The organism is Asanoa sp. NPDC049475, assembly GCF_040676915.1.
In the GTDB taxonomy this organism is placed as follows: Bacteria; Actinomycetota; Actinomycetes; order Mycobacteriales; family Micromonosporaceae; genus Asanoa.
In genome coordinates this window covers 145,895-172,399 of sequence record NZ_JBFAPY010000004.1, presented here as the reverse complement: position 1 = coordinate 172,399, position 26,505 = coordinate 145,895, and the positions used below count along the sequence as shown (strand labels likewise).

The 26,505-nt window shown below is 70.3% G+C and carries 25 protein-coding genes; 18 read left to right on the top strand and 7 right to left on the bottom strand.

What is annotated here, in order from left to right:
* Complete coding sequence (locus tag AB0J88_RS16285) at positions 1–1,473, bottom strand: MFS transporter (RefSeq protein WP_364344059.1); 1,473 nt, start codon at positions 1,471–1,473, stop codon at positions 1–3.
* 157 nt (positions 1,474–1,630) lie between these two features.
* Between AB0J88_RS16285 and AB0J88_RS16280 the strand changes: the two genes are divergently transcribed.
* Positions 1,631–2,191 carry a TetR/AcrR family transcriptional regulator gene (locus tag AB0J88_RS16280; protein ID WP_364344062.1) on the top strand — a complete coding sequence of 187 codons (561 nt, stop codon included), beginning with the start codon at positions 1,631–1,633 and terminating at the stop codon, positions 2,189–2,191.
* A gap of 13 nt (positions 2,192–2,204) precedes the next feature.
* Here AB0J88_RS16280 and AB0J88_RS16275 read toward each other — a convergent pair whose 3' ends face one another.
* The gene (locus AB0J88_RS16275; RefSeq protein WP_364344065.1) at positions 2,205–3,362 is read right to left on the bottom strand and encodes a class I SAM-dependent methyltransferase; all 1,158 of its coding nucleotides are present in this window, start codon (positions 3,360–3,362) and stop codon (positions 2,205–2,207) included.
* A gap of 119 nt (positions 3,363–3,481) precedes the next feature.
* On the opposite strand from AB0J88_RS16275, the gene thrS reads away from it, so the two are divergent.
* From thrS to AB0J88_RS16255, 4 genes are all read left to right on the top strand, one after another.
* Positions 3,482–5,464, top strand: a complete 1,983-nt coding sequence (gene thrS, locus AB0J88_RS16270) for a threonine--tRNA ligase (protein ID WP_364344588.1) — start codon at positions 3,482–3,484, stop codon at positions 5,462–5,464.
* A complete protein-coding gene (locus tag AB0J88_RS16265) occupies positions 5,464–5,985 on the top strand; it encodes an HIT domain-containing protein (protein WP_364344068.1) in 522 nt (173 codons plus the stop codon). Before thrS ends, AB0J88_RS16265 begins: the two co-directional genes overlap by 1 nt.
* Positions 5,986–6,041: 56 nt before the next feature.
* Positions 6,042–7,097: a CapA family protein gene (locus AB0J88_RS16260; protein WP_364344071.1), complete on the top strand. Its 1,056-nt coding sequence runs from the start codon at positions 6,042–6,044 to the stop codon at positions 7,095–7,097.
* 100 nt (positions 7,098–7,197) lie between these two features.
* Positions 7,198–7,641 (top strand): hypothetical protein, encoded by a 444-nt coding sequence (locus AB0J88_RS16255; RefSeq protein ID WP_364344074.1) that lies wholly within the window; start codon positions 7,198–7,200, stop codon positions 7,639–7,641.
* Here the strand turns inward: AB0J88_RS16255 and AB0J88_RS16250 are convergent.
* Positions 7,625–8,470 (bottom strand): NAD(P)H-binding protein, encoded by an 846-nt coding sequence (locus AB0J88_RS16250; RefSeq protein ID WP_364344077.1) that lies wholly within the window; start codon positions 8,468–8,470, stop codon positions 7,625–7,627. The two genes, AB0J88_RS16255 and AB0J88_RS16250, sit on opposite strands and share 17 nt — an antisense overlap.
* A 51-nt stretch (positions 8,471–8,521) precedes the next feature.
* Between AB0J88_RS16250 and soxR the strand changes: the two genes are divergently transcribed.
* Both soxR and AB0J88_RS16240 read left to right on the top strand, forming a co-directional pair.
* A complete protein-coding gene (soxR, locus tag AB0J88_RS16245) occupies positions 8,522–8,971 on the top strand; it encodes a redox-sensitive transcriptional activator SoxR (RefSeq protein ID WP_364344080.1) in 450 nt (149 codons plus the stop codon).
* A 77-nt stretch (positions 8,972–9,048) separates the two neighbouring features.
* Positions 9,049–9,609 (top strand): hypothetical protein, encoded by a 561-nt coding sequence (locus AB0J88_RS16240; RefSeq protein WP_364344083.1) that lies wholly within the window; start codon positions 9,049–9,051, stop codon positions 9,607–9,609.
* A 527-nt stretch (positions 9,610–10,136) separates the two neighbouring features.
* Here the strand turns inward: AB0J88_RS16240 and AB0J88_RS16235 are convergent.
* Together AB0J88_RS16235 and AB0J88_RS16230 are read right to left on the bottom strand one after the other, a co-directional pair.
* Positions 10,137–11,222 (bottom strand): winged helix DNA-binding domain-containing protein, encoded by a 1,086-nt coding sequence (locus AB0J88_RS16235; protein WP_364344086.1) that lies wholly within the window; start codon positions 11,220–11,222, stop codon positions 10,137–10,139.
* A gap of 69 nt (positions 11,223–11,291) precedes the next feature.
* Positions 11,292–13,448 (bottom strand): elongation factor G-like protein EF-G2, encoded by a 2,157-nt coding sequence (locus AB0J88_RS16230; RefSeq protein WP_364344089.1) that lies wholly within the window; start codon positions 13,446–13,448, stop codon positions 11,292–11,294.
* 163 nt (positions 13,449–13,611) lie between these two features.
* Here AB0J88_RS16230 and pgsA point away from each other — a divergent pair, with 163 nt between their 5' ends.
* The 11 genes from pgsA to AB0J88_RS16175 all read left to right on the top strand — a co-directional run bounded on the left by pgsA (position 13,612) and on the right by AB0J88_RS16175 (position 24,002).
* Positions 13,612–14,253, top strand: coding sequence for a phosphatidylinositol phosphate synthase (pgsA, locus tag AB0J88_RS16225; protein WP_364344092.1), 642 nt, complete (start codon positions 13,612–13,614; stop codon positions 14,251–14,253).
* Positions 14,250–15,146, top strand: a complete 897-nt coding sequence (locus tag AB0J88_RS16220) for a phosphatidylinositol mannoside acyltransferase (RefSeq protein ID WP_364344095.1) — start codon at positions 14,250–14,252, stop codon at positions 15,144–15,146. Before pgsA ends, AB0J88_RS16220 begins: the two co-directional genes overlap by 4 nt.
* 13 nt (positions 15,147–15,159) lie before the next feature.
* The gene (locus tag AB0J88_RS16215) at positions 15,160–16,305 is read left to right on the top strand and encodes a glycosyltransferase family 4 protein (RefSeq protein ID WP_364344098.1); all 1,146 of its coding nucleotides are present in this window, start codon (positions 15,160–15,162) and stop codon (positions 16,303–16,305) included.
* Positions 16,306–16,372: 67 nt separating this feature from the next.
* Positions 16,373–16,924 (top strand): hypothetical protein, encoded by a 552-nt coding sequence (locus tag AB0J88_RS16210; RefSeq protein WP_364344591.1) that lies wholly within the window; start codon positions 16,373–16,375, stop codon positions 16,922–16,924.
* Between the two features lie 525 nt (positions 16,925–17,449).
* Complete coding sequence (gene pdxS / locus AB0J88_RS16205; RefSeq protein ID WP_364344101.1) at positions 17,450–18,355, top strand: pyridoxal 5'-phosphate synthase lyase subunit PdxS; 906 nt, start codon at positions 17,450–17,452, stop codon at positions 18,353–18,355.
* Positions 18,352–18,969 (top strand): pyridoxal 5'-phosphate synthase glutaminase subunit PdxT, encoded by a 618-nt coding sequence (gene pdxT, locus AB0J88_RS16200; RefSeq protein ID WP_364344104.1) that lies wholly within the window; start codon positions 18,352–18,354, stop codon positions 18,967–18,969. Before pdxS ends, pdxT begins: the two co-directional genes overlap by 4 nt.
* Positions 18,970–19,458: 489 nt before the next feature.
* Complete coding sequence (locus AB0J88_RS16195) at positions 19,459–20,211, top strand: YebC/PmpR family DNA-binding transcriptional regulator (protein WP_364344107.1); 753 nt, start codon at positions 19,459–19,461, stop codon at positions 20,209–20,211.
* A 124-nt stretch (positions 20,212–20,335) separates the two neighbouring features.
* Positions 20,336–20,548, top strand: coding sequence for a type II toxin-antitoxin system VapB family antitoxin (locus AB0J88_RS16190; protein ID WP_364344110.1), 213 nt, complete (start codon positions 20,336–20,338; stop codon positions 20,546–20,548).
* The gene (locus tag AB0J88_RS16185) at positions 20,545–20,949 is read left to right on the top strand and encodes a PIN domain-containing protein (RefSeq protein WP_364344113.1); all 405 of its coding nucleotides are present in this window, start codon (positions 20,545–20,547) and stop codon (positions 20,947–20,949) included. The genes AB0J88_RS16190 and AB0J88_RS16185 overlap by 4 nt, the downstream gene beginning before the upstream one ends.
* 179 nt (positions 20,950–21,128) lie before the next feature.
* Positions 21,129–22,715, top strand: a complete 1,587-nt coding sequence (locus tag AB0J88_RS16180) for an alpha-amylase family glycosyl hydrolase (protein WP_364344116.1) — start codon at positions 21,129–21,131, stop codon at positions 22,713–22,715.
* A 261-nt stretch (positions 22,716–22,976) separates the two neighbouring features.
* Positions 22,977–24,002, top strand: a complete 1,026-nt coding sequence (locus tag AB0J88_RS16175; protein WP_364344119.1) for an aminotransferase class V-fold PLP-dependent enzyme — start codon at positions 22,977–22,979, stop codon at positions 24,000–24,002.
* Positions 24,003–24,306: 304 nt separating this feature from the next.
* Here the strand turns inward: AB0J88_RS16175 and AB0J88_RS16170 are convergent, their stop codons facing one another.
* Together AB0J88_RS16170 and AB0J88_RS16165 are read right to left on the bottom strand one after the other, a co-directional pair.
* Positions 24,307–24,912, bottom strand: coding sequence for a TetR/AcrR family transcriptional regulator (locus AB0J88_RS16170; RefSeq protein ID WP_364344122.1), 606 nt, complete (start codon positions 24,910–24,912; stop codon positions 24,307–24,309).
* A gap of 20 nt (positions 24,913–24,932) precedes the next feature.
* Entirely contained in the window at positions 24,933–26,504 is a 1,572-nt protein-coding gene (locus AB0J88_RS16165; RefSeq protein ID WP_364344125.1) for a DHA2 family efflux MFS transporter permease subunit, read from the bottom strand.
* Position 26,505: the final 1 nt, after the last annotated feature.

Genomic DNA, 26,505 nt, shown 5'->3' with positions numbered 1-26,505 from the left:
CTAGGCCGGCTCGACGATGACCTCGGGCTCCGGCCTGGCCGCCGGGCGGCGGACCGAGCGGAAGCTCAGCGCCACCACGACCAGCCCGGCCGCGATCACCACGGAGACCACGTTCGCGGCGTTCATGCCGTGCACGAAGCTCACCGCGTCGGTCGTACCCGCGGCGCCCTGCGGACCCACCGCGGCGCCGAACACCGCGATCAGCACCGCGAGCCCCAGCGTCGCGCCGACCTGCTGCATGGTCTGCAGCACGCCACCGGCGGCGCCGGCGTCGCGCGGCTGCACCGAACCCATGATCACCGGGGTCAGCGGTACGAAGGTCAGGCCGCCGCCGAGGCCGAGCAGGATCATGGGGCCTAGCAGCGATCCGGCGTACCCGCTGGTGGTGTCGAGTTGGGTCAGCCAGGCCAGGCCCGCGATCATCAGCGGCGCACCGGTCAGCGCGAGCGGACGGGGCCCGATGCGGTGCAGCAGGCGCGGCACCACGCGGGTCATCGCGAACATCGAGCCCGCCATGGGCAGGAACGCGAGGCCGGTCCGCAACGGGCCGAAGCCGAGCACGAGCTGGATGAACTGCGTCAGGAAGTAGAACGCCGACATCATCGCCGCCGGGCCGAGCAGGAAGCCGACGAAGCCGACCGCCCGGTTGCGGTCCTTGAACAGCGACAGCGGGACCAGCGGCTGGGCGGACCGCACCTGGATGGCCAGGAACGTGATCAGCAGGACGACGCCCAGGGCGAGCGAGACCAGCGTCTCGCCGGCGGTCCAGCCGTGGGTGGAGGCGTGGATGAAGCCGTAGACCAGCGCGCCGATGCCGAGCGTGGCGGTGGCCGCGGCGGGCCATTCGAGCCGGCCCGGGTGGCGCTCCGGCTCCCGGACGTGCCGGGGTGCCAGCAGCACGGCGGCGATGCCGAACGGCACGTTGATGAACAGCACCCAGCGCCAGGACAGGACGTCGGTGAGGACGCCGCCCAGGATCAGGCCGATCGCGAAGCCGGCGCTGGCCATGGCGGATAGCAGTGCGAGCGCCCGGATCCGCCGCTGCGGCTCGGTGAAGGTGGTGGAGATCAGCGCGATCGTGTTGGGACCGGCCATGGCCGCGCCGACGCCCTGCGCGACGCGGGCCGCCAGCAGCCAGGCGGCCGAGGTGGCGAGGCCGCCGACCAGCGACGCGACCGTGAACAACGCGATGCCGAAGACGAACATCCGGCGCCGGCCGAGGATGTCACCGGCCCGGCCGCCGAGCAGCAGCAGACCGCCGAAGGTCAGCGTGTACGCGTTGATGACCCACGACAGGCCGGCGGTGGAGAACCCCAGGCCTTCCTGGATGTGCGGCAGCGCGACGTTCATGACCGTGCCGTCGACGATCAGCATCAGTTGGGCGCTCACGATGATGAGCAGCGCCAGTCGGCCCGGTGCCCGGGCCTCGGTGCCCGCGCTGGTGACGGCGGGCACAGCGGTTTGCGTGGACAAGGTGTGTTTCCCCCGAGAGTGGGTTGCGACAACCGGAGATGGTCTCCGCTTAGCTCTGAGCTAGCATATGGAGGACGTCTCCGATTTCGCAACACTATCCGGAGACAGTCTCCGGAAATAGTGTGTTGTCCCACAGTGAGCAGGGGGTGCGGTGGCCGTGAACGCTGATCGACCGCTGCGTGCCGACGCGCGACGCAACCGCGAGAAGGTCATGGTCGCCGCCCGCGCGGCGTTCACCGAGCACGGCGAGAAGGCCACGCTCGACGACATCGCCCGCCGGGCTGGGGTCGGCCCGGGCACCCTGTACCGCCACTTCCCCGACCGGGAGACGCTGCTCATAGAGGTCTATCGAAACGACATCGAGACGCTGGCGGCGCGGGGGCGGGAGCTCTCGGCCCAGTACCCGCCGGCGGAGGCCTTCGCGCGGTGGCTGCAGGTGGAGTTCGACCACGTCAGGGCCAAACGCGGCCTCGGCACGGCGGTCAAGCAGATGCTCGGTGTGGGCTCGCCCGCCATGCTCGACTGCAAGGCCCTGGTGCGCGACACGATCAGCGAGCTGCTGGTGCGCGCCCAGGAGGTCGGCGCGGTCCGCAAGGACGTCGAGCCCGACGACGTGCTGCGCCTGGTGCACGGCGTCGTGCTGGCGACCGAGTCCGCGCCGGAGATGGCCGATCGGCTGCTCGGCTTCGTGCTGGACGGCCTGCGGCCGCCGGTCTGAGCTGGGGCGTGCCCTAGGCCGGCGCCCCCGGCATCTTCAGGACCCAGCGGTACGCCTGGACCAGCCCGGTGTCGAAGCCGGCGGCCGAGCCCCAGAGGAACAGCCGGAACCGCCGGTAGAGCGGCTCGCCCCAGCGGGCCACGATCTCGTCGCGGCGCTCGTCGAGGCGCTTGGCCCACTCGCGGCAGGTCAGGTAGTAGTTGTGCCGGTCGTCGTCGAGGCTGACCAGCTCGAACGGCGAGCGGGCCACGTGCCGGAGATACTGGTGCAGCAGCAGCGGCGCCGAGTTGCCCGGGTAGACGTACTTCTTCATGAAGGTCGAGATGCCGTGCTTGCGGCGCATCGCCAGCGCGTCGAGGTAGACCCGGCCGCCCGGCTTGAGCAGCTCCGCGTACTTGGCCAGCGTGGTCTTGTAGTCGGGCAGGTGCTCGGTGACGCCCATGTTGACGATCGCGTCGTACTTCTGGTCGCTCCGGTAGCCGAAGATGTGCTGGCGCACCACGTTCACCGGCAGCTGTTCCCGCGCGAACAGGTCCTTGAGGTAGCGCTCGGACTCCGCCGCCAGTGTGGTCGTCGTCACGTCGATGCCGCGCCGGGCGGCGTGCTCCGAGAACGCGCCCCAGCCGCCGCCGACCTCCAGCACCCGGTCGCCGGGCTTGACCTCGATCGCCTCCAGCGCGAGGTCCATCTTGCGCGTCATCGCGTCTTCCAGCGGCTCGTCGTCGCTGGCGAACACGCCTTCGGTGTAGCAGCGGTGCCGCTCGTCGAGGAAGGTCAGGAAGAACTCGCTGTCCTCGTCGTAGTGCTGCGAGATGGCCCGACGGTCGTCCTCCTTGCGCCCGTGGAACAGCGCGCCCGGGGTGAACCGGGACAGGAAGGCGATCGGGTGGAAGTCGTTGAAGAACTTGCGCATGCGCAGTGCGGCGGCCAGGTCACCGTCGACGTCGAGCCAGCCCTGGAGGTAGGCGACGGCGACGCCGAACTGGTCGAGGCCCGCGAGGGCCTTGGCACCCCGGCGGTCCTTCACGGTGATGGTGAACACCGGGTCGCCGGTGCCGAACACGTGCGGCTGCGCCCCCGCGGGGGCGACCGCGAACGGCACGGCGGGCTCGGTCGCGAAAAACGTCTGGTAGCGGCGCTGCAGCGCGGCGATCATGTCCGACGGGCTCACGAGCTGAATGTAACTCCCAGGTCCGGCTGGGCGCAGCGTTGCCAGGCGTGATGACTAGCATTTACCCAAACGTCCTACCGACCGAGGAGACCGCTGTGTCCGCATCTCGTACCCCCGCAATGGCCGACCCCGTCGTCGTGGCCGCGGGGACGACGGCGGCCGACGCGGTGGCCGCGGCCGGCCTGCCGATGAACGGCCCCAAGGCGATCGTGGTCGTGCGCGACGCGCAAGGGCGGCTGCGCGACCTCGACTGGGCGCCGGAGGCCGACGCCACGGTGACTCCGGTCGCGATGGACGAGCCCGACGGGCTCAACGTGCTGCGGCACTCGACCGCCCACGTCCTCGCGCAGGCCGTGCAGGACGTGTTTCCCGAGGCCAAGCTGGGCATCGGCCCGCCGATCGACAACGGCTTCTACTACGACTTCGACGTGGCCAAGCCGTTCCAGCCGGACGACCTGGCCAAGCTCGAGAAGCGCATGCAGGAGATCATCAAGAGCGGGCAGCGGTTCCGGCGCCGGCGGTTCGCCTCGGTCGACGAGGCCCGGGCGGAGCTCGCCGACGAGCCCTACAAGCTCCAGCTGGTCGACATCAAGGGCGACGGCGAGCTCGACTCCGAGGAGACCGTCGAGGTCGGCGGCGGCGAGCTCACGATCTACGACAACGTCGACGCCGAGAGCGGCAAGACCTGCTGGTCCGACCTGTGCCGCGGCCCGCACCTGCCGACCACCCGGCTGATCGGCGCGTTCAAGCTGATGCGCTCGGCCGCCGCCTACTGGCGCGGTTCCGAGAAGAACCCCCAACTGCAGCGGGTGTACGGGACGGCGTGGCCGACCCGGGACGCGCTGAAGGCGTACCTGAAGCTGCTCGAAGAGGCCGCCCGGCGCGACCACCGCAAGCTCGGCGCGGACCTGGACCTCTTCTCGTTCCCCGACGAGATCGGCTCGGGGCTCGCGCTGTTCCACCCCAAGGGTGGGATCATCCGGCGCGAGCTGGAGAACTACTCGCGGCAGCAGCACGAGATCGCCGGCTACGAGTTCGTCAACTCGCCGCACATCACCAAGGGCCACCTGTTCGAGACCTCGGGCCACCTGCCCTACTACAAGGACACGATGTTCCCGCCCATGCAGCTCGAGGGCGCGGAATACTTCCTCAAGCCGATGAACTGCCCGATGCACAACCTGGTGTTCAAGGCCCGCGGGCGGTCCTACCGGGAGCTGCCGCTGCGGCTGTTCGAGTTCGGCACGGTCTACCGCTACGAGAAGTCCGGCGTCGTGCACGGGCTGACCCGGGTACGCGGCCTGACGATGGACGACTCGCACATCTACTGCACCAAGGAGCAGATGCCGGGCGAGCTGCGCTCGCTGCTGGCGTTCGTGCTCGGGCTGCTGCGCGACTACGGCATCGAGGACTTCTACCTGGAGCTCTCGACCAAGGACGACTCGCCCAAGTTCATCGGTGACGACGCCGACTGGGCCGAGGCGACCGCGGAGCTGGAGTCCGCGGCCCGCGAGTCCGGCCTGGAGCTGGTGGCCGACCCGGGCGGCGCGGCCTTCTACGGCCCGAAGATCTCGGTGCAGGCGCGCGACGCGATCGGCCGCACCTGGCAGATGTCGACGATCCAGGTCGACTTCAACCAGCCCAAGCGCTTCGGCCTGGAATACCAGGCGGCCGACGGCACCCGGCAGCAGCCGGTGATGATCCACCGGGCGCTGTTCGGCTCGATCGAGCGGTTCTTCGGCATCCTGACCGAGCACTACGCGGGCGCGTTCCCGGCGTGGCTGGCTCCGGTGCAGGTGGTCGGCATCCCGATCCGCGACGACCACGCTCCTTATCTGCAGTCGTTCGTCGACGCGCTGAGGGCCGAGGGGATCCGGGCCGAGGTCGACACCTCCGACGACCGGATGCAGAAGAAGATCCGCACGGCGCAGCAGCAGAAGATCCCGTTCATGGCGATCGCCGGTGACGACGACGTGTCCGGTTCGACCGTCTCGTTCCGCTACCGCGACGGGTCGCAGCGCAACGGCGTGCCGTTGGCGGAGGCGGTCGCGCACGTGGTCGAGGTGGTCCGGTCGCGCACCAACGTGTCGCCGTCCGCTGCCTGATGTTGGGCAATCCTGGCGAGCCCAACGGGCTCGAACGGCTGTGGACCCCGCACCGGATGGCCTACATCAAGGGCGGCGGGGACAAGTCAGCGGTGAAGGGGTGCCCGTTCGACCGGGCACCCCACCTGCCTCCGGACGAGAGCCTGGTCGTGGCCCGCGGCACGGTGGTCTACGCGGTGCTCAACCTCTACCCGTACAACCCGGGGCACCTGCTGGTCTGCCCTTATCGCCACGTCGCCGACTACACCGACCTCACCGACGAGGAGGTCGCCGAGGTCGCGTCGTTCACGCAGGAGGCCATGCGCACGATCCGCCGGGTCAGCGGCGCGCACGGCTTCAACATCGGCCTCAACCAGGGGTCGGTCGCGGGGGCCGGCATCGCCGCGCACCTGCACCAGCACGTGGTGCCGCGGTTCGGCGGCGACGCCAACTTCATGCCGATCGTCGGGCAGACCAAGGTGCTGCCGGAGCTCCTCACCGACACCCGCGACCTGCTGTCGGAGGCCTGGTCAGCCGGCTGAGGCGGCCTGGCCGTTCGGGGGCGGGAAAGTGAGCGAAGTTCTCGTACCCTCTCGTCATGAGGCGGACTCGTGCGGCGTTGGTGCTGGTCGCGGCCGGTGCGTTGGCCGCCGGCTGTGCGGGTGAGGCTGACGCGCGCTGGCGCGGTGGGTCGTCGGCGGCGCCTGTCGCGGCGCCCACCTCTGCCGCGCCGGTCGAGCTGACCCTCGCGTTCGCCGGGGACGTGCACTTCACCGGGCGGACGCTGGGGTTGCTCGACCGCCCGTCGACCGCGTTCGGGAAGATCAGCTCGACGTTGGCCGACGCCGACCTGACGATCGTCAACCTGGAGACGGCGGTGACCGGGCGGGGGACGCCCGAGCCGAAGCGGTTCCACTTCCGGACGCCGGAGAGCGCGTTCGCGGCGCTGCGGGCGGCCGGGATCGACGCGGCGTCGGTGGCCAACAACCACGCGCTCGACTACGGCCGGGTCGGGCTGCTCGACACGCTCTCCTCGGCGGCCGCGGCGGAATACCCGATCTTCGGGGCCGGTCGGAACGCCGACGAGGCGTACGCGCCGTGGGTCACCGAGGTCAAGGGTGTGCGGATCGCGGTGCTCGGCATGTCGCAGGTGGCGGAGCTGTCCGGGTCGTGGAAGCCGACCGCTGCGCGGCCCGGTGTGGCGATGGCGTTCGACGCGGCGCGGGCGTCGGCGGCGGTGAAGGCGGCCCGTGCACAGGCTGACCTGGTCGTCGTGTTCATGCACTGGGGCGTCGAGGGAAGCTCGTGCCCGAGCGGCCAGATGAAGACGTTCGCGAAGCGCATGGCCCGCGACGGCGCCGACATCGTGCTCGGCACGCACGCGCACACGCTGCTAACCGACGGCTGGCTGGGCTCCACCTACGTCCATTATGGACTCGGAAACTTCCTCTGGTACGGCAACTCGCACAGCACGGACTCGGGCGTGCTCAAGCTGACGGTGCGCGACGGCGCCGTGGTCTCCAAGAGGTTCCTCCCGGCGACCGTGTCGGGCACCGGCCAGCCCGTGCTCGTCTCCGGCGCCGCGAAGAAGCGGATCGAGGACAAGCTGCGCGTCGCGTCGCGCTGCACGGGGCTGGCCGCCGCGCCGTCCTGACGGCTGTTGCGTAACCCTGGGGCCGGGTGGTCGTTGCGCGGAACAGGCGACCGGATGGTGGGGACCGGGCTCGGTCGCCACGTGATCCGAGGAGGCCGCCATGTACCTGCAGACCGAAGCACCCGAGTCGTCGTCGCGGAGGACCCGACGAGCCGCCCTGATCATCGGCGGTGCCGCGATCGTCGCCCTGGCTTTGATCGGCCTGGTCGCGGTCGTCGTCTCGTCCGGCGAGGAGCCCAGGAACGTCAACACCCTGGAGTCGGCGCAGACGGTGTGCGACGCGGGCCGCAACGGCACGAAGCTGGAGTCCGACGGCTCGACCCTGCTGGTCGACATGCGCGGCAGCAAGGACAAGGCGGGGGTCGACCTGGTCACGCTGGAGTGCATCCTGGAGCAGCTCAACGTTCCGGAGGCGGTCAAGCAGGACATGTTCTCGACGCGGCCGAGCGACGGGCGCCAGGAGGGCACGTGGTTCGGCACGAGCGCGTCCTGGACGTACGACCCGGCCAAGGGCCTGGACCTGACCGTCACGCGGGCGCCGTGAAATCGCCGGCGTGGTCGGCCGCCCACTGCCCGAAGGACCGGGCGGGCCGGCCGAGGACCTCCTCGACGGTGCGGGTGACGGGCTCGGGGTGGTCGACCAGCGAGGCCCAGTAGGCGAGGGCCTGGTCGGCCCATTCCGGCTCGGCCCATTCCGCGATGGCCGCGCGGGCCTCGCCGGGGTCCTGGTCGACGTAGTTGACGGGCCTCCCGGTGGCAGCCGCGATCGCGGCGACCTGCTCGGCCTGGCTGATCACACCCGGCCCGGTGAGCACGTGGGACCTGGCGGTGTGGCCCGAGTCGGTCAACGCGACGGCCGCGACGGCGGCGATGTCCGCCTCGTGGATCAGAGACCTTTTCGCCATCGGGTACGGGATCCGGACCGGCTCGCCCGCCCTGATCGCCGGCGCCCAGCCGAGCGTGTTGGTCGCGAGCCCGGAGACGCGCAGGAACGTGTGCCCGAGGCCGGCGTCGACGACGGCCTGCTCGACGGAGCCCCAGACCCCGATGGTGCGGCGGTTGTCGTCGGTGACCTGCATGGCCGACACGTAGACGACGTGCCGCACTTCTGCTTGTCGCAGGGCCGCGACGACGCCCTGGATGCCGTGCGGGCTCAGCGACGGCCAGAGCAGGAAGACGCGGTCGACGCCGTCGCTCAGCGCGGCCGCGAGGCTCGGGGGGTCGGTGAGGTCGCCCTGGTGGAACGCCGTGCCCGGTGGCAGGACGTCGGACGGTCGGCGGGCCATCACCCGGAAGGGCGTTCCGCCGCGGTGCAGGTGGTCGACGAGGTGGCGGCCGATGTTGCCGGTGCCGCCGGTCACGAGGATGGTCATGTCCTCACCCTCGAACCTCAACATTTGTTCAGGTCAAGCTAGGCTCGCCCGATGGCGCCGGCGAAAGAGCTGACGATCGGGGAGCTGTCCTCCCGCAGCGGCGTGCCCCAGTCGGCGCTGCGCTTCTACGAGCGCCAGGGCCTGATCGCGAGCCGGCGCACGACGGGCAACCAACGCCGCTACGGGCGCGCCACGCTGCGCCGCATCGCCTTCATCCGGGCGTCGCAACGGGTGGGCATCCCGCTGGCCCAGGTCGGCGAGGTCCTCGCCCTGCTGCCGGAGGGCGAGCCCCCGACCCGCGACTTCTGGGTGCGAGCCTCGGAATGCTGGCGCTCGGCCCTGGACGACCGCATCGCCCGCCTGGAACGGATGCGCGACCGCTTCACGAGCTGCATCGGCTGCGGCTGTCTGTCCTTCGACGAGTGCGCCCTGGTCAACCCGAACGACACGCTCGGCGAACAGGGGCCGGGCGCCCACCTTCTCGAAGCCCGCGGCACGTGAGCTTCTCCGCGTTCGCGCACCATGTCCGCGATCCGGCCCGTGCGTACGGGCGGCGGGTGTCAGCCCTTCGCTCGTGCGTGCAGTTGTATCGCCCGATCGGCTTCGAGGCGGGCCTGAGCTACCTGCGCGACGTGGCGGGACCGCACGAGCGCGACGAGACGGCCCTGCTGGACGCCCTGGCCGCCCTGACCGCGAGCCGTGCGGGCTGGCACGCGCACCAGCGGGCCTTCGACGCCGAGCGGCGTGCGGCGAAGTCCGTCGGCCATCGGTCGCCCCGGCGTAGCGTGCCGAATCCGTACCCCGTCCCCTTGGTCTGGTACGGCGCGGTCCGTCCGGCGGCTCTGCACGCGCTCGGCTTCTGGCAGGAACGCCGCCTGCCCGCGATCACGGCGAGCCGTGACCCGCTGGCGACCCGGGTCGAGGTTCTTTCCACGACGTGCCAGCGCGACGAGGGCGAACTGGCCCCTCGGGCCCGGGAAAGCCTGGACAGGATCGCGGCAACGTTGCACGACCGCCTCAGGACCGCCCCGGAAGCGGCGACGCTTGCCCGGACCCGGCAGCTCCTGTTCCTGGTGCGGCTGATGCGCACGGCCGCCGACCCGTCGACCGCCGCCCTGGTGGACCCTCCGGCGGTCTGACGGTCGCGGCGTCCGCATCGGCGGCGCTTCGCCGAGGCTTCGCCTTGCGGCCTGCCCGGGCGCGAACCCAGCGGGATGCACCGCGGACCCCCACGAGGACAACCGCGCGGCTTGCGGCCTGGCCGGGCGCGAACAGCTTGCGGTCCGCACTGCGGACGCTGGCGAGGACGACCGCGCCGTCTGGTGGCCTGCCTGGGCGCGAACGGCTTGCGGTCCGCACTGCGGACGCTGGCGAGGACGACCGCGCCGTCTGGTGGCCTGCCTGGGCGCGAACGGCTTGCGGTCCGCATTGCGGACGCTGGCGAGGACGACCGCGCCGTCTGGTGGCCTGCCTGGGCGCGAACGGCTTGCGGTCCGCACTGCGGACGCCGGCGAGGACGACCGCGCCGTCTGGTGGCCTGCCCGTGCGCTAACCCTGCGGAATTCACGAGGACAACCGACGAGGACAACCGCCGCGTGGGTGTCGCGGTCGCCGACCGGATGGTGGCGGCACCGCCGCCTGCTTCGGCCGGCGGGCCGGGCGGTGCTCAGACGTAGGTCACGGTCACCGGCGCCCCCGCGAAGGCTTCGTAGCGGGCGATCTCTTCCGTCAGCGCCTTGCGGTGGCGGGCCGTCGGGTCGATCAGGAGGTCGATCTCCAGGGCGATGCCTTTCGGTTTGGCCTTGCGGCGCCAGAAGGCGCCCAGTTGGCCGTCGAAGGCGATCGGGTGGAACATCATGTTGTCGGTGTATTGGCCCCATGCCGGTGCCGTGCCCGCCAGGTTGTAGGCGAACTTCGTGTCGCTGTAGGCCACCACGTATTCGTCGTAGCCCTGTAGCAGGGCCGCCGCCGGTGGGGGAGCGGGTGGTGGCGCGTCGGTGGCGAAATAGAGAGTGCGGCCGTCGACCACCTCGCTCGACAGGGCGTCGCCGCAGGTCGCTATGCCGCGTTTGATCTCGGCCACCGTCAGGCTCGACCACCACGCGAAGTCCTTGACCGTCGCCGGGCCGTGGCTCGTGAAGTAGCGCCGGGTCAGCTCGGCCAGCCCGTCGTCGAACGAGACCACGTCGGGCGCCGGGACGCGTTCCGACACCAGGGCGTAGGTGTGCTGCTTGCCGCGCATCGCCCCGTTGGCGATCAGGCCGCTCAGCTCCGCCAGCATCACCACGTAGGCCAGCTTGTTGCCCGTCGCCTCGAAGCCCGCCCGGGACAGGGCCGCGCCCAGCTCGTTGCGGGTCAGGTGGTTGCCGCCCATCAGGGCGTCCCTGATGACGGCCGCCGTGGCCGCGGCGGTGGTCTCGTCGAAGCCGTGCTGGCGGTAGTAGTAGCGGTTGAACACATGGACCCGGTGCGCGGTCGCCGCCTGGATCCACGCCAGCTCCGCGCCCAGCACGAAGTGCCATGTCGGGCGCAGGATGTGGGTCCGCAGGATCGTGCCGTCGTCCAACAGCCGCTGGACATCGCCATCAACCAGACCGGGCTCGCAGCGCTGGGCCAGCGACCACTTGGCCACCGCGTATTCCTGGGCCTGCACGCAGCCCAGCCGCTGGACCACCGCCACCGGGTCGGCGCACGGTGGCCCGGCCAGGTGCTGTTGATGCAACCGCCGGGGGCCGATCTCCGCTGCTTCCACGCCCAGAGTCTAGAAAGGACCACCGACAAAAACGGCGCGGCGACCACGAGGCCGCCGCGCCGAGAAAACTCAGGACGCGTGCTCCTTGCGCACCGCCTCCGCGAGATGACTGGGCATCGGCTCGTAGCGGGCGAACGTGCGCCCGAACGTCCCGGCCCCCGAGGTCATCGACCGAAGCTCGACCGCGTAACGCACCAACTCCGTCGCCGGCACCTCGGCCCGGACCAACGTGCGCTCGCCGCCGGAAGCATCCGGCTCCGTGCCGAGCACCCGCCCGCGCCGGGACGACATGTCGGACATGACCGCACCCACGTACGCGTCGGGGATCCTGATGATGATCTCGTCCACCGGCTCCAGGAGGGAGACGAGCCCCTTCTCCGCCGCGTCCTTCAACGCCATCTGCCCAGCCGTCTGGAACGCGGCATCGGACGAGTCGACGCTGTGCGCCTTGCCGTCGAAGAGCGTCACCCGCACGTCGACCAGCGGGTAGCCGGCCATTATGCCCCGCTCCATCTGCGCCCGGACGCCCTTCTCCACCGACGGGATGTAGTTGTGCGGGACCGCACCACCCACCACCTTGTCGGCGAACTCGAAGCCCGCGCCCCGCTCCAGCGGCTCCACCTCGATGTCGCACACGGCATACTGCCCGTGGCCGCCGGACTGCTTGACGTGCCGGCCGTGGCCCTTGGCGCCGGTGACGAACGTCTCGCGCAGCGCGACGCGTACCGGCTCGGTGTCGATCTCGGCTCCTCCGCCCCGCAACCGGTCGAGGACGACGTCGGCGTGCGCCTCGCCCATGCACCACAGGACCATCTGGTGCGTCTCCGCGTTGCGCTCAAGGCGCATGGTCGGGTCTCCGGCGACCAGCCGGCCGAGGTTCTTGGCCAGAGTGTCCTCATCGGACCGGGTCTTGGCGACGACGGCGACCGGCAGCAGCGGCTCCGGCATCTCCCACGGCGCGACCAGCAGCGGGTTGTCCTTGGACGAGATCGTGTCGCCGGTCTCCGCACTGCCCGACTTGGTGATCGCGCAGATGTCGCCGGCGATGCAGGCCGGCACCTCCCGCAGCGACGAGCCCAGCGGCGAGTAGATGTGCGCGATGCGCTCGTCGGAGTCGTGGTCCGGGTGGCCGCGCTCCTCCATCCCGTGGCCCGAGATGTGCACGGCCGAATCCGGACGCAGCGTGCCCGAGAAGACCCGGACCAGCGAGACCCGGCCGACGTGCCGGTCGATCGTGGTCTTGACCACCTCGGCCACCAGGGGTCCGGAGGGGTCGCAGGTCAACGGCGGGCGCGGCGAACCGTCTATTCCGGTGACCACCGGCAGGTCGTGCTCGAGCGGCGACGGGAAGGCCGAGGTCAGCATCTCGAGCAGCGAGTCGACGCCGACGCCGCTCTCGGCGCACGTCGGGATGACCGGGTAGAAGTGCCCACGGGCGACCGCGGTCTCCAGGTCGTTGATCAGCACCTCGGTGTCGATCTCCTCGCCGGAGAGGTAACGCTCCATGAGCGTCTCGTCCTCGCTCTCGGCGATGATCCCCTCGATGAGTTCGTTGCGCGCCTCGGCGATCGCGGGCAGGTGCTCGGGATCGGGGTCGCGCACCTCGGGCGGGTGACCGTTGCTGTAGTCGAAGACCCGCTGCGTGATCAGACCCATCAGGCCGACGGTCGAGACGCCGTCGTCGCCGAGCATGGGCAGATACAACGGGAGTACGTTGTCGCCGAACACCCGCTGGCAGAGCGCCACCGTCTCGTCGAAGTCGGCGCGCTGGTGGTCGAGCCGGGTGACCGCGACCGCGCGCGGCATGCCGACGCTCGCGCATTCCTCCCACAGCGTCGCGGTCGCCGCGTCCATCCCGTCGGCGGCCGGCACCACGAACAGCGCCGCGTCGGCGGCGCGCAGCCCGGCGCGGAGCTCACCGACGAAGTCGGCGTACCCGGGGCTGTCGAGCAGATTGACTTTGACGCCGTTGTGCATGAACGGCGCCGCGGCGAGGCTGACCGACCGCTGCTGTTTGACCGCGGCCGGGTCGTGATCACAGGTCGTGGTGCCCTCGGTCACCGAGCCGGCACGGCTGATCGTGCCGGTCGCGGCCAGCAGTGCTTCGACCAGAGTCGTCTTTCCCGACCCTGAATGGCCGACGAGCACCACGTTGCGAACCCTGCCGGGCTCATCCACCACCGGCGCGGGGCCGGTGACTCCCTTCTCCGGACCCTTTTGAGCCATGGGGACCTCCCTGGTGAGCTAGCTCACGTCATCTCTCGATCCCACACCCGCAACCGGCTGTACACAAGCCCGACGCCGAAGGTGAGCGAGTGACTGGTGACCCGCCCGGGAACAGCGGGTCACCGTATCGTCCGAGGCGTCACACCGTTATCGTGGGACCGCCATGGCGAAGATCTTCCAGGTGTCAGCGCGGGCCACCATGGCCCACGTCATCGAACCCATCGCCCGACGACTGATCGCTTGGGGTGTCACACCCAACCAGGTGACGGTCGCCGGGACCCTCGGCGTGGTCGGCGCCGCCATCGGTCTGGGCGCTACGGGGCATTTCATCGCCGGTGCGTTGGTCGTCACCGTCTTCGCATTGGTCGACCTCGTCGACGGCACCATGGCGCGGCTGTCCGGTGGCTCGACCCGGTTCGGCGCGCTGCTCGACTCGACCATGGACCGCATCGCCGACGGCGCGATCGTCGGCACGGTGATCTACATCCTGGCCGAGCGCGGTGACCGCTGGGGCGTGGTCGGCGGCATCGTGTGCCTGGTGCTCGGCGCGGCCGTCTCCTACGTGAAGGCCCGGGCCGAGGGCCTCGGCATGACCGCCAACGTCGGCATCGCCGAGCGCGCCGAACGTCTGATCATCATCGGCGTCGGCGGCCTGCTCGCCGGCTTCGGTCTCGAGTGGGGCTTCGCCGCGGCCGTCTGGTTCCTGGCGGCGCTCTCGACGATCACGGTCGGACAGCGCCTGGCGTACGTCTACAAGCAGGCCAAGGTCCTCGACGCCAACGACCGCGCCGAGCGGGCGTCGTGAACCTTGCCGACCTCGGCTACGCGGCCGGGTGGAAGCTCGTCCGCGGCATGCCCGAGCCCGCCGCGCGCCGGCTGTTCACCGCCGCCGCCGACTACGCGCATCGCAAGGACGGCAGGGGTACGCAGCGGCTGCGCTCCAACCTGCGCCGCGTGGTCGGCCCCGACATGCCGGACGACGAGCTCGACGCGTTGGTACGGGACGGCCTGCGCTCGTACGCCCGCTACTGGCGTGAGGCGTTCCGGCTTCCGTCGCGTACGCACCAGCAGCACCTGGATGATTTCCGGGTCGCCAACTGGCACCTGCTGAAGAAGCTGCTCGACGACGGCGGCGTGATCATGGCGCTGAACCACTCGGGCAACTGGGACATCGCCGGCGCCTGGGTCACCGCCATGGGCTGGAAGCTGACCACGGTCATGGAGCGACTCAAGCCGGAGTCGGTCTACGAGCAGTTTGTCGAATACCGCCGCGGCATGGGCTTCGAGATCCTGCCGCTGACGGGAGGCGAGCAGCCCCCGTTCGACATCCTGACGGAGCGGCTGCGCGAGGGCGCCACTGTGCCGCTGCTGGCCGACCGCGACCTGTCCAAGCGGGGCGTCGAGGTCGAGTTCTTCGGCGGGCGTACGCGGATGCCGTCGGGTCCGGCGTTGCTGGCGATCCGCACGGGCGCGCCGCTGCTGGTGATCGACGTGTGGTACGACGAGGAGTCGACCCGGGGGTACGTGAACCCGCCGGTCGAGATACCCGGCCCTGAAACGGGAACGTTGCGGGAACGGGTGGCCGTCGTGACCCAACGGATGGCGACGATGTTCGAGGCGGCGATCGCCCGGCACCCCCAGGACTGGCACATGCTCCAGCGGGTCTGGTTGGACGAGCCGCCGACCCCGGGGGTCTGAGGAGGTGGGCAGGATGCGGATCGGCATCGTGAGCCCCTACTCCCTCGACGTGCCGGGCGGCGTGCAGAACCACATCCTCGACCTCGCGCAGGCGTTGATCGGGCTGGGGCACGAGGTCAGCGTGCTGGCGCCGGCGGACGAGGACGCGTCGCTGCCACCCTTCGTGGTGCCTGCCGGTCGCGCGGTTCCCTTTCCGTACAACGGATCCGTGGCGCGCATCGCCTTCGGCCCGGTCTCCGGTGCGCGGGTCCGGCGCTGGCTGGCCCGCGGCGACTTCGACGTCCTGCACGTGCACGAGCCGCTGGCGCTGAGCCTGTCGATGCTCGCGGTGCTGAACAGCAGTGGCCCGGTGGTCGCCACGTTCCACACGGCGATGACCCGCTCGCGCGCGCTGTCCGCGGCGCAGGGCGCGCTGCGGCTCGTGCTGGAGCGGATCACCGCCCGGATCGCGGTCAGCGAGCTCGCCCGCAAGGTGCAGGTCGAGCACCTCGACGGCGGCGCGGTCGAGATCCCGAACGGGGTGGACGTCGCGCGGTTCGCCGCCGCGTCGCCGTTGCCGGGTTGGCCGGGTGGTGGGGGCTCGCTGGGTTTCCTGGGGCGGTTCACCGAGCCACGCAAGGGTTTCCCGGTGTTGCGGGACGCGTTCGTCGCTCTCGCGTCGTCGCGGCCGGGTCTGCGGCTGCTGGTCGCCGGGCCGGGGGATCGCGACGAGCTGCTGTCCGGGGTACCCGACTCGCTGCACGACCGGATCACCTATCTGGGGCTGGTGTCGGAGCCCGACAAGGCCCGGATGCTGCGCAGCGTCGACGTCTACGTCGCTCCGAACACGGGTGGTGAGTCGTTCGGGATGATCTTGACGGAAGCCATGGCCGCGGGTACGCCGGTCGTGGCGAGCGACCTTGACGCGTTCCGCCGGGTGCTGGACGGCGGCCGGGCGGGGCGGCTGTTCGCCACCGGTGACGCCGTGGCGTTGCGGGACGCGTTGGATCCGCTGCTGGACGCGCCCTCGTCGCGGGCGGAGCTGGTCGAGTCGGCGCGGTCCGTGGTGGCCGGCTACGACTGGCCGGTGGTCGCGCTGCGGGTGCTGGAGGTGTACGCGGCCGCGATCGAAGCCACCGACGGCCGGGTGATCGACGTGGAGTGGTCGGAGCCGCGCTGAGCCGGTCACGCTGCGTGAGCGGCAGTCCTGACGGTGAGATGATCGGCCTCGGGGTATGCGCACTACGATGCCGAGCATGTGGTGGGTCGTAGTCGTGGTCGCCGTGGTCGCGGTGCTGGCCACGTACCTGACGTGGACGGCGCAGCGGGTGGACCGCCTGCACGCCCGTTCCGCCGCGGCCGCCCGCTCGCTGGACGCCCACCTGATGCGCCGCGCGGCGGCCGCCGCCGTGCTCGCCGAGGAGCGCCAGGCACCCGAGCTGTACGCCGCGGCCCGGATCGCGCTGGACGCGGGCCCGGAGGAGCGCGAGGCGGCGGAGAACGACCTGACCCGCCAGTTGCGCACGGTGCCGCTGGTGTCGGAGGACCCGAAGGAAGACGCGGTGATCTCCGCCAGCCGGCGGCTGGGTCTCGCGCGGCAGGTCCACAACGACCTGGCCCGGGAGGCACACGCGGCCCGGCGCCGACGCCTGGTGCGGGTGCTGCTGCTGACCCGCCGCCATGATCGCCCGCGCTTCTTCGACATCGACGACCCGACGGTCACGCCGTCGCGGCCGGCCGCACCTGTCTCACCGGCCCCGGCGGTCGCACCGCCCCCGGTGGCCGGCGTCGCGGGCTGAGCCAGGTCGCTCCCTGACGGAGCGGCCGCCTGCGTCGGCGGCCACGCCGCTGGCGTCCGCGGGCCGCTGCCCGCGGTGGCGCGGGCCGTGTTGACTCGCCCCTTACGGCTCGGCGGCAGCCTCGGCGACTGCCCGCACCGTCGGGCTGACAGCCAACTCGCGGGCCGCTCTCGCCGCGACCGGGGGCGAATCTCGTAGATCTAGGTAAACGGTTGTTGTTCTAGCTGCGGTGGATCACCTAGATCTCGGGAGTCGGTCGCGTGACGCGGCGTGTCGGGGTTGGGGTGTGGCTGGTCCGGGCGCGGGCCTGGCAGGGACGGGCCCCCTGGGGCCCGGCCCGGTGTCCGGCGGGAGCGACGGTCGTGCCTACGACGAGCCCGGGACAGGAACTTGATCTGTCCGGCTCTGGCTGATTGTCGACGGGTGTTAGGCAGGCCACCGGGGGGCGGATTGGATATCGGTCAGGGGCCAATTCCCTACTACGCTGGCTGGGCGAAGGTTTCGGCGAGAAGGAGAGTGGCCAACGTGACCGAGTCCACCGAGCAGGGCGGCGTCACTGGTACGTCGCGGGTCAAGCGTGGGATGGCCGAGATGCTCAAGGGCGGTGTGATCATGGATGTGGTCACCCCGGAGCAGGCCAAGATCGCTGAGGACGCGGGGGCTGTCGCTGTTATGGCGCTCGAGCGCGTGCCGGCTGACATTCGGGCTCAGGGTGGCGTGTCGCGGATGAGTGACCCCGACATGATCGACGGGATCATCAACGCCGTTTCGATTCCGGTGATGGCCAAGGCCCGGATCGGGCACTTCGTCGAGGCGCAGATCTTGCAGGCGTTGGGTGTCGACTACGTCGACGAGTCCGAGGTGTTGACGCCGGCCGACTACAGCAACCACATCGACAAGTGGGCGTTCAGCGTGCCGTTCGTGTGTGGGGCCACCAACCTTGGTGAGGCGCTGCGGCGGATCACCGAGGGCGCGGCGATGATCCGGTCCAAGGGTGAGGCCGGGACGGGTGACGTCTCGAACGCGACCACCCACATGCGCAAGATCGGTGGGGAGATCCGGCGGCTGACGTCGCTGTCCTCGGACGAGCTCTACGTGGCGGCCAAGGAGCTCCAGGCGCCTTATGACCTCGTCGTCGAGGTGGCGCGCACCGGGAAGCTGCCCGTCGTGCTGTTCACCGCCGGCGGCATCGCGACCCCGGCCGACGCGGCGATGATGATGCAGCTCGGCGCCGAGGGTGTGTTCGTCGGCTCCGGCATCTTCAAGTCGGGCAACCCGGCCGAGCGCGCGGCGGCGATCGTCAAGGCCACCACCTTCCACGACGACCCGGACGTGCTCGCCAAGGTGTCCCGCGGTCTGGGCGAGGCGATGGTCGGCATCAACGTCGACGACATCCCGCAGCCGCACCGACTCGCCGAGCGTGGCTGGTGACCGGTCGGCCCGTTGTCGGCGTGTTCGCCCTGCAGGGCGACGTGCGTGAGCATGTACGCGCGCTGACCGCCGTCGGGGCCACCGCCCTGCCGGTGCGCCGGCCCGCCGAGCTCGACGACGTCGACGGCCTGGTCATCCCGGGTGGCGAGTCCACCACGATGAGCAAGCTGTCTGTCGACTTCGGACTGTACGACCCCATCGCCAAACGCATCGCCGACGGGATGCCGGTCTACGGCTCGTGCGCGGGCATGATCATGCTGGCCTCGTCCGTGTTGGACGGGCGTCCGGACCAGCGGAGCTTCGGCGCGATCTCGATGACCGTGCGGCGCAACGCCTTCGGGCGGCAGGTGGACTCGTTCGAGGCCCCGGTCGCGGTGGCGGGTCTCGCCGATCCGTTCCACGCCGTGTTCATCCGGGCTCCGTGGGTGGAGTCGGTGGGCGACGAGGTCTCGGTGTTGGGCTCGATCGAGCGGGCGGGCGCCGACGGCACGGTCGCCCCGCACGTGGTGGCGGTGCGACAGGGCGCGGCGTTGGCTACGTCGTTCCATCCCGAGCTGACCGGCGATCTCCGGCTGCACGAGCTGTTCGTGGAGATGGTGCGAGAAGCGTCCTGAGTACGGCCGGCCGCATCCGAACGCTGCCGCTTACCGCGAACCTGTGGTGAGTCCGCGCCGGCGTTGGCGGCCATTCGGCCACTTGGCGGAGGTCGATGGCTGCGAGCGGGAACCTAGTGCGCCTCGAGTTCGTTGCTCACCACTGGCGTGCGGCGCCTTCGTCGTTCGGGGCGGCTTGCCCATTGACCTTCGCGGGACGGCCGGTCCCGAGGAGTGCGGCGACCGCTAACCCCGCTGGGAGATGCCGACGGTGGTCTGGGGTTTGGCTTCCCACGGCGGACCTGGCAGGGTCGGGCCCCCATGGCCCGGCCCGGTCTCCGGCGGGAGCAACGGTCGTGCCCACGACGGACCCGGGACAAGATCTAGATTTGGATCTTTCGGCCCTGAGCCGGCTGGGTCCTCCACCCGTCTCGTCGGTAGACTTGGTGGCTTGGGCAGCCCAGCCCGCCCGTTTCCGCTGCCCAACTGGGGTTATTTCGGAGGTCATCCATGTCCGGCCACTCAAAGTGGGCGACGACCAAGCACAAGAAAGCCGTCATCGACGCCAAGCGCGGCAAGATGTTCGCCAAGCTGATCAAGAACGTCGAGGTGGCGGCGCGCACCGGTGGTGGCGATCCGGCCGGTAACCCCACGCTGTACGACGCCATTCAGAAGGCCAAGAAGAGCTCTGTTCCCAATGACAACATCGACCGCGCGGTCAAGCGTGGGTCGGGGCTCGAGGCCGGTGGCGCCGACTACCAGACGATCATGTATGAGGGGTACGGCCCGAACGGTGTCGCCCTGTTGATCGAGTGCCTGACCGACAACCGGAACCGGGCGGCGACCGAGGTGCGGACCGCGCTGACCCGCAACGGTGGCTCGTTCGCTGACGCCGGTTCCGTGTCGTACATGTTCACGCGCAAGGGTGTCGTGATCGTCCCGAAGAGTGGCCTTTCCGAGGACGACGTGCTGCTCGCGGTCCTCGACGCGGGCGCGGAAGAGGTCAACGACCTTGGCGAGGCCTACGAGGTCGTCTCCGAGCCGACCGACCTGGTGCCGGTGCGCACGGCGCTGCAGGACGCGGGCATCGACTACGAGTCGGCGGAGTCGTCCCTGGTGCCGAGCGTCAACGTGCCTCTCGACGAAGAGGGCGCCCGCAAGATCTTCAAGCTGATCGACGTGCTGGAAGACTGCGACGACGTGCAGAACGTGTACGCGAACTTCGACGTGTCCGACGACGTCATGGCGCTGATCGACGCCTGACGCACGGTCGCCCCAAGACCCCCGGCATCCGGGGGTCTTGTCGTGTCGTTCGGTCGAGACATATCTCCGTCGGGTCCGTGGATATCCGTTGCCCCGTTGGATATCCTGCGCTTGGAGGTGCCTCATGGCAAAGACCCTGATCGACGTCGACGAGGATCTTCTCGCGGAAGCAACGACTGCTCTGGGCACGGCGACCAAGAAAGACACCGTGAACGAGGCCCTGCGACAAGCGGTCGAGTCTTCGCGGGAACGGCGCCGCGAAGCGCTCGAAAACCTGCAACGCATCGCGGATGAGGGCGGCTTCGACTTCGACCGGCTCGACGAGCTCGACAAGTGAAGTACCTCGTCGACACCAGTGCGCTGGTCCGAATCATTCGGCGTCAGGTCGATCCGGCTTGGTATGAAACGGTCGATCGAGGGCTCGTCGCGATCTGCGACCCCGTGCTCGTCGAGACGCTCACGATCGCCGACGCCAAGAGCTACGGCCGGATTGAGGAGGAGCTCCGGGCCGCGTACCCCTGGGTCCCCGTCCCAGACGACGCATGGGCCATGGTCACGTCGGTACGGCGTGAGCTGGCGTCACAGAGCCAGCATCAGGGACTGTCCGTGGCTGACCATCTCGTGGCCGCGACCGCGATTCGGCTCAAGCTCGTCCTGCTGCACGAGGACACTGACTTCGAGACAGCGGCGCGGCTGATTCCGCAACTGGCGCAGCAACGGGTATCTACGGCGCTGTGATCCTGGTTCGTCGGAGGTGTCAGACGACGTCATGGCGCTGATCGACGCCTGACGCCTGGAGCGTCCCGTCCCAAGACCCCCGGAGGCTTTCGGGGGTCTTGTCGTCTCCGCACGAGGTTATCCACAGTCCACAGTGGTCGAACGCGAAACTTCTCCCGCTCGCCGGTAACGTGACCCGCGTGAACGAGCCCCGCACCGCACCTGCCTGGTTGGCCGACGCCATCCTCTACCAGATCTATCCGCAGAGCTTCGCCGACTCCAACGGCGACGGGATCGGTGATCTCGCCGGTGTTCTGGAGCGGCTCGACTACCTGCAGTGGCTGGGTGTCGACACTGTGTGGTTCAGCCCGTTGTTCCGCTCGCCGTTCGCGGACGCGGGCTACGACGTGAGCGACTACCTGTCGGTGGCACCGCGCTACGGCAGCAACGACGACCTGGTCGCCGTCACCGAGGCCGCGCGGTCGCGGGGCATCCGGGTCATGCTCGACCTGGTCGCCGGGCACACGTCCGACCAGCACCCGTGGTTCCGCGCGTGGGCCGACGATCCCGACGACGACCGCTACATCTGGTCGCCCAGGGTGGGCTCGCCGGCCGGTGCGTGGGCGCCGACGCCGGGAAGCCGCGGCGGCTACTTCATGCTCAACTTCTATCCGTGCCAGCCGGCGCTCAACTTCGGCTACGCCCGTGACGACGCCCGCGAGCCCTGGCGTCAGCCGGTCGACGCGCCCGGTCCGCGGGCCAACCGCGAGGCGTTGCGCGAGATCATGGGCTTCTGGTTCGACCGGGGCATCAGCGGCTTCCGGGTCGACATGGCGTCGTCGCTGGTCAAGGACGATCCCGGGTACGTCGAGACCGGCCGGCTCTGGGGCGAGATGCGCACGTGGATCGACCGCGCCTATCCCGACAACGTGCTGATCCCCGAGTGGGGCGACCCGGCGGTCGCGGTGCCGGCCGGCTTCCACGCCGACTTCTTCCTGCACTTCCGGGGCAACGCGCTGCTGTCGCTGTGGCACCTCGGGGTCGGCACCGCCGATCCGTCGTGGCCGGCCGAGCCCGCCTTCTTCGACGCCGAGGGGTTGGGCGCGATCACGGAGTTCGTCACCCAGTGGCAGAACGCGGCCGAGATCATCGGCGGCACCGGGCACATCGCGCTGCCGACGGCCAACCACGACTACGCGCGCCTGGTCACGGGCACCCGGTCCCGCGAGCACGTCGGCGCGGCCTACGCCTTTCTGATGACCTGGCCAACCCTGCCGACGATCTACTACGGCGACGAGATCGGCATGCGCTACGTCCCCGACATGCCCGACAAAGAGGGCAGCATGCTGGCGCCGCTGAACAACCGGACCGGCTCGCGTACGCCGATGCAGTGGGACACGTCGCCCAACGCCGGCTTCTCGACGGCGCCGGCCGACCAGCTCTACCTACCCATCGATCCCGACCCGGCCCGGCCGACGGTCGCCGGGCAGCGGGAGGACGAGGGGTCGCTGCTCAACCTGGTGCGGCGGCTGATCGCACTGCGCCGGGCTACGCCGGCGTTGGGGAGCTCGGCGCCCGTCGAGGTGCTGCATTCCGGCTATCCGTTCGTCTATCTCCGGGGCGGCAGCCACCTGGTGGCGATCAATCCGCGTCGGGAACCGGCTACGGCGTCGCTTCCCGCTGGGGTGGTTGGTGACGGGGTGCGGGCGCTCGAGGTGCACGGAGCCCGGCTCGGCGAGACGGAGGTGAAGATCGACGGTTTCGGCTACGGCATCTACGCGCTCTGACGGTCACGCGGCACGGTTTGGCGACGCGGCGACGCGGCGACGCGGATTCGGCTTCGCCCATGCTGCGCCGGAACGAGCGGTGGCCTCTTACGTGGCGCAGCAGGCCTAGCGGTGCGGCGATGTGGGTCGGTCATGCGGTGCGGCGACGCGGCGTCGCGCTGTTGGGCGTTTCCCTGTTGGATGCGGGGCCCGCGGTCCTGGGGACCAGGGATCGCGAATTGGACCGTGTGGCTCGGTCGGGGGCGGGGATAGCGTCTAGGCATGGATCTTGCTGCTGCGCAGAAGCTCTGGGAGCCGATCCCCGGCTGGCTCAACACGGCCAGCTATGGCCTGCCGCCGAAGCCCGCCTGGGATGCCCTTCAGGCGGCGCTCGATGACTGGCGGGTCGGTCGCACGTCCTGGGAGCCGTGGGACGAGGCCACCCAGCGTTGCCGGGCGGCGTACGCGCGGATGATCAACGTGCCGCTTTCCGACATCGCGGTCGGCAGCGCGGTCTCGCAGCTCGTCGCGCCCGTCGCCGCGGCGATCCCGGCGGGCGGCAAGGTCGTGGTGGCCGACGGGGACTTCACCTCGATCGTGTTCCCGTGGGCCGTACACGGCCTCGACGTCGTGGCGGTCCCGGTCGAAAAACTGGCCGATGCGCTCGACCCCAGCGTCGACGTGGTCGCGTTCAGCGTCGTGCAGTCGGCCGACGGTGCCATCGCGGCCTACGACGAGATCGTCGCCGCCGCCCGGGCCGCGGGAGCTTTGGTGGTCGTCGACGGCACGCAGGCGTGCGGATGGCTGCCCTTCGACGGCTCACTCGCCGACGCCGTGCTGACCGGCGGCTACAAATGGCTGATGGGGCCGCGCGGCACCGCCTACGGCTACTACTCGCCGGCGCTGCGGGAGCGGATGACACCGTCGGCGGCCGGCTGGTACGCGGGCGCTGACGTCCACGGCTCCTACTACGGCCTGCCGCTGCGGCTCGCCGACGACGCGCGGCGGTTCGACATCTCGCCCGCGTGGCACAGCTTCGTCGGGTCGGCGCCGGCGCTCGAGCTGATCGAGGAGATCGGCGTCGCCGCGATCCACGACCACAACGTGCGGCTCGCCGACCGCTTCCTGGCCGGGCTGGGCAAGCCGCCCGCGGGCAGCGCGATCGTCACCGTCGACGTGCCGGACGCCAAGACCAAGCTGGAGCGGGCCGGCATCCGCGCCGCCGTGCGGGCCGGGCGGGTGCGCGCGAGCTTCCACGTCTATTCCACCGACCACGACGTCGACCTGACCTTGGAGGCTTTGCGGTAGGTCCCCGGTTGCGGGCGAAGATCTAGAACAGGGCGATCTTTGCCCGGGTTCGCTGTGGTCCGGACCGTTCCTCCCGCGAGGGACCGCTCCGCTTCGCTCCGCTGCCAGGTCCGCGATGGGCGCCGTCAAAACGCACGCCGCAGTTACCGTCGGCGGCCGCCGACCCGGTGCCTTCAGCTGTCATCGACTATGCCGCCTGGCGGGTGTCCAGTCTGGATGCCTGCATATGTGCCGCGGTGGCCCGCTACCCAGGTCAGCGACGTGTGTCGCCTGCCGACGTCCACTCCGGACGTCCGCGAGACCGCTACTTCTGCGGCGCCATCGCCGCCAGTAGCACGTCCACGACCTGCTCCGGCATCTTGTCGGCGTCGAGGTCGGGGTGCCAGCGGAGGACCCGCTGCACCAGGATCGGGCCGATCAGCATCGCCAGGATGAGCTCGACGTCGAGGTCTGACCTCAGCTCCCCGCTGTCCACACCCCGGCGCAGGACCTGGCGGATGCGATCACGCCGTGGCTCGATGATGTCCTGGTAGGCCTTGTAATGCTCTTCGCTGCGCGCCAGGTGCGGCATGATGCACGGCATGATCTTCGCGAAGCGCGGGTCGTGGTTGGACGGGCCGACCTGGGACAGCATGGCGATCAGGTCGTCGCGGACCGACTCGCCGACCGCTTCCGGGCCTGGCGACTTCAGCGTGGCCAGGGCGTCGTGGAGGAGAGCCTCCTTGCCCGGCCAGCGGCGGTAGATCGTCGCCTTGCCCACGCCCGCGCGGGTGGCGATGGCCTCGATCGACAGGACCTCGACCGAGGTGCCCTCGGCGAGCAGGTCGAGCGTGGCCGAGATGATGGCCTCGTCGACGCGGAGGCTCCGCGGGCGACCAGGCGCCCGCGGAGCTTCCTCGGCAGCTTGCATGTGGCCCATTGTTCCTGACCTCAGCCGGCCGTTGCCAGTTCTCCGGCTTCTACCTCGACCGGCTGGACGTGGTCGGCGCCCGCCTGGCGGCCCGGCATCCAGACCAGCGCTGCGAAGATCCCGACGGCGAGGATGATGGCGCCTCCGCCGGCCGCCCAGTGCATCGCGGTCATGAACGCGTCGTTGGCCGCCGCGATCAGGTTGTTGCCGGCCGCGCCGGCCTGGGACGCGACGCCGTACGCGCCGGAAATGGACTCGTTGGCCACGTCGCGCGCCTGAGCGGGCAGTGCGGTCGTGGTCGGCTCGATCTGGCCGCGGTAGACGGCCGCGAGGATCGAACCGAGGATCGCGATGCCCAGGGCGCTGGCCACCTGGCGGATCGTGTTGCTGACCGCCGAGCCGACGCCCGCCTTCTCGCGGGGGAGTGCCGACATGATCGACTCAGTGGCCGGCGCCATGATGTTGGCCATGCCGACGCCCTGGATGAAGAAGTCGAGCAGCAGGAACCAGACCGCCGTCTGCGCGTCCACGAAGACGAAGCCGATCAGCGACAGCGTCACCAGCGAGAGGCCGGTCGCCGTGACCGCCTTCGCACCGAACCGCTGCACCATGGCGTGGCTGCGCGGGGCGAAGATCAGCTGAGCGATGGCGAAGGGCAGGAACAGCAGGCCCGTCTGCAGCGGCGAGTAGTCCCGCACCAGCTGCAGATAGAACGAGCTGAAGAAGAACACGCCCATCGACGCGAAGAACGTCAGGCCGATCGCGGCGATCGGAGCCGAGAAACGCGGGTTCTTGAACAGGCGTACGTCGAGCGACGGGAACGCGACCCGCGACTCGTGCCAGACGAACGCCGCGAGGACCGCGATGCCGCCGAGGCCGGTGACCAGCACCTCCGCGTTGCCGAAGCCGTCCTCGCCGCCCTTGATGATGCCGTACGTGAGGCCGACCAGGCCGACCACCGACAACAGCACGCCGGCGATGTCGATGCGCCCGGGACGCGGGTTGCGCGACTCGGGCACCAGGAGCGCGACCGCGATCAGGCCGATGATGACGACCGGCACGTTGATCAGGAAGACCGAGCCCCACCAGAAGTGCTCGAGCAGCGTGCCGCCGAGGATCGGGCCGATCGCGATGGCCAGGCCGACCGCGCCGGACCACACGCCGATCGCCTTGCCCCGCTCGCGCGGGTCGAACACGTTGGAGATGATCGACAGCGTCACCGGCATGATCGCCGCGCCGCCGATGCCCATCAGCGCGCGGGCGCCGATGAGTTGGGCCGGGTTCTGCGCGTACGCCGACAGCAGCGACGCCAGCCCGAAGAGCGCGAGGCCGACCAGCAGGAACCGCTTGCGCCCGAAGCGGTCACCGAGCACGCCGAACGAGAAGAGCAAACCCGCGAACACCAGCGTGTACGAGTTGATCGCCCATTCGAGCTCGCTCTGCGTCGTGCCGAGCCCGTGCACCGGGTCGGCGAGCGTACGCAGGGCGACGTTGAGGACCGTGTTGTCCAGCACGACGACGAGCAGGCTCACCACCAGCACACCGAGGATCGCCCAGCGCCTCGGATGACCGGTGTTGGCGGATTGCTCCACG

What these genes read in the sequence shown, in the direction of transcription:
- AB0J88_RS16170 (WP_364344122.1), bottom strand. Translation starts at nt 24,912, where the DNA reads ATGCAAGCTGCCGAGGAAGCTCCGCGGGCGCCTGGTCGCCCGCGGAGC.
- AB0J88_RS16215 (WP_364344098.1), top strand. Translation starts at nt 15,160, where the DNA reads ATGCGGATCGGCATCGTGAGCCCCTACTCCCTCGACGTGCCGGGCGGC.
- AB0J88_RS16250 (WP_364344077.1), bottom strand. Translation starts at nt 8,470, where the DNA reads ATGACCATCCTCGTGACCGGCGGCACCGGCAACATCGGCCGCCACCTC.
- AB0J88_RS16265 (WP_364344068.1), top strand. Translation starts at nt 5,464, where the DNA reads ATGTTGGGCAATCCTGGCGAGCCCAACGGGCTCGAACGGCTGTGGACC.
- AB0J88_RS16210 (WP_364344591.1), top strand. Translation starts at nt 16,373, where the DNA reads ATGCCGAGCATGTGGTGGGTCGTAGTCGTGGTCGCCGTGGTCGCGGTG.
- AB0J88_RS16195 (WP_364344107.1), top strand. Translation starts at nt 19,459, where the DNA reads ATGTCCGGCCACTCAAAGTGGGCGACGACCAAGCACAAGAAAGCCGTC.
- AB0J88_RS16255 (WP_364344074.1), top strand. Translation starts at nt 7,198, where the DNA reads ATGTACCTGCAGACCGAAGCACCCGAGTCGTCGTCGCGGAGGACCCGA.
- AB0J88_RS16190 (WP_364344110.1), top strand. Translation starts at nt 20,336, where the DNA reads ATGGCAAAGACCCTGATCGACGTCGACGAGGATCTTCTCGCGGAAGCA.
- soxR (WP_364344080.1), top strand. Translation starts at nt 8,522, where the DNA reads ATGGCGCCGGCGAAAGAGCTGACGATCGGGGAGCTGTCCTCCCGCAGC.
- pgsA (WP_364344092.1), top strand. Translation starts at nt 13,612, where the DNA reads ATGGCGAAGATCTTCCAGGTGTCAGCGCGGGCCACCATGGCCCACGTC.
- thrS (WP_364344588.1), top strand. Translation starts at nt 3,482, where the DNA reads ATGGCCGACCCCGTCGTCGTGGCCGCGGGGACGACGGCGGCCGACGCG.
- AB0J88_RS16230 (WP_364344089.1), bottom strand. Translation starts at nt 13,448, where the DNA reads ATGGCTCAAAAGGGTCCGGAGAAGGGAGTCACCGGCCCCGCGCCGGTG.
- AB0J88_RS16260 (WP_364344071.1), top strand. Translation starts at nt 6,042, where the DNA reads ATGAGGCGGACTCGTGCGGCGTTGGTGCTGGTCGCGGCCGGTGCGTTG.
- AB0J88_RS16175 (WP_364344119.1), top strand. Translation starts at nt 22,977, where the DNA reads ATGGATCTTGCTGCTGCGCAGAAGCTCTGGGAGCCGATCCCCGGCTGG.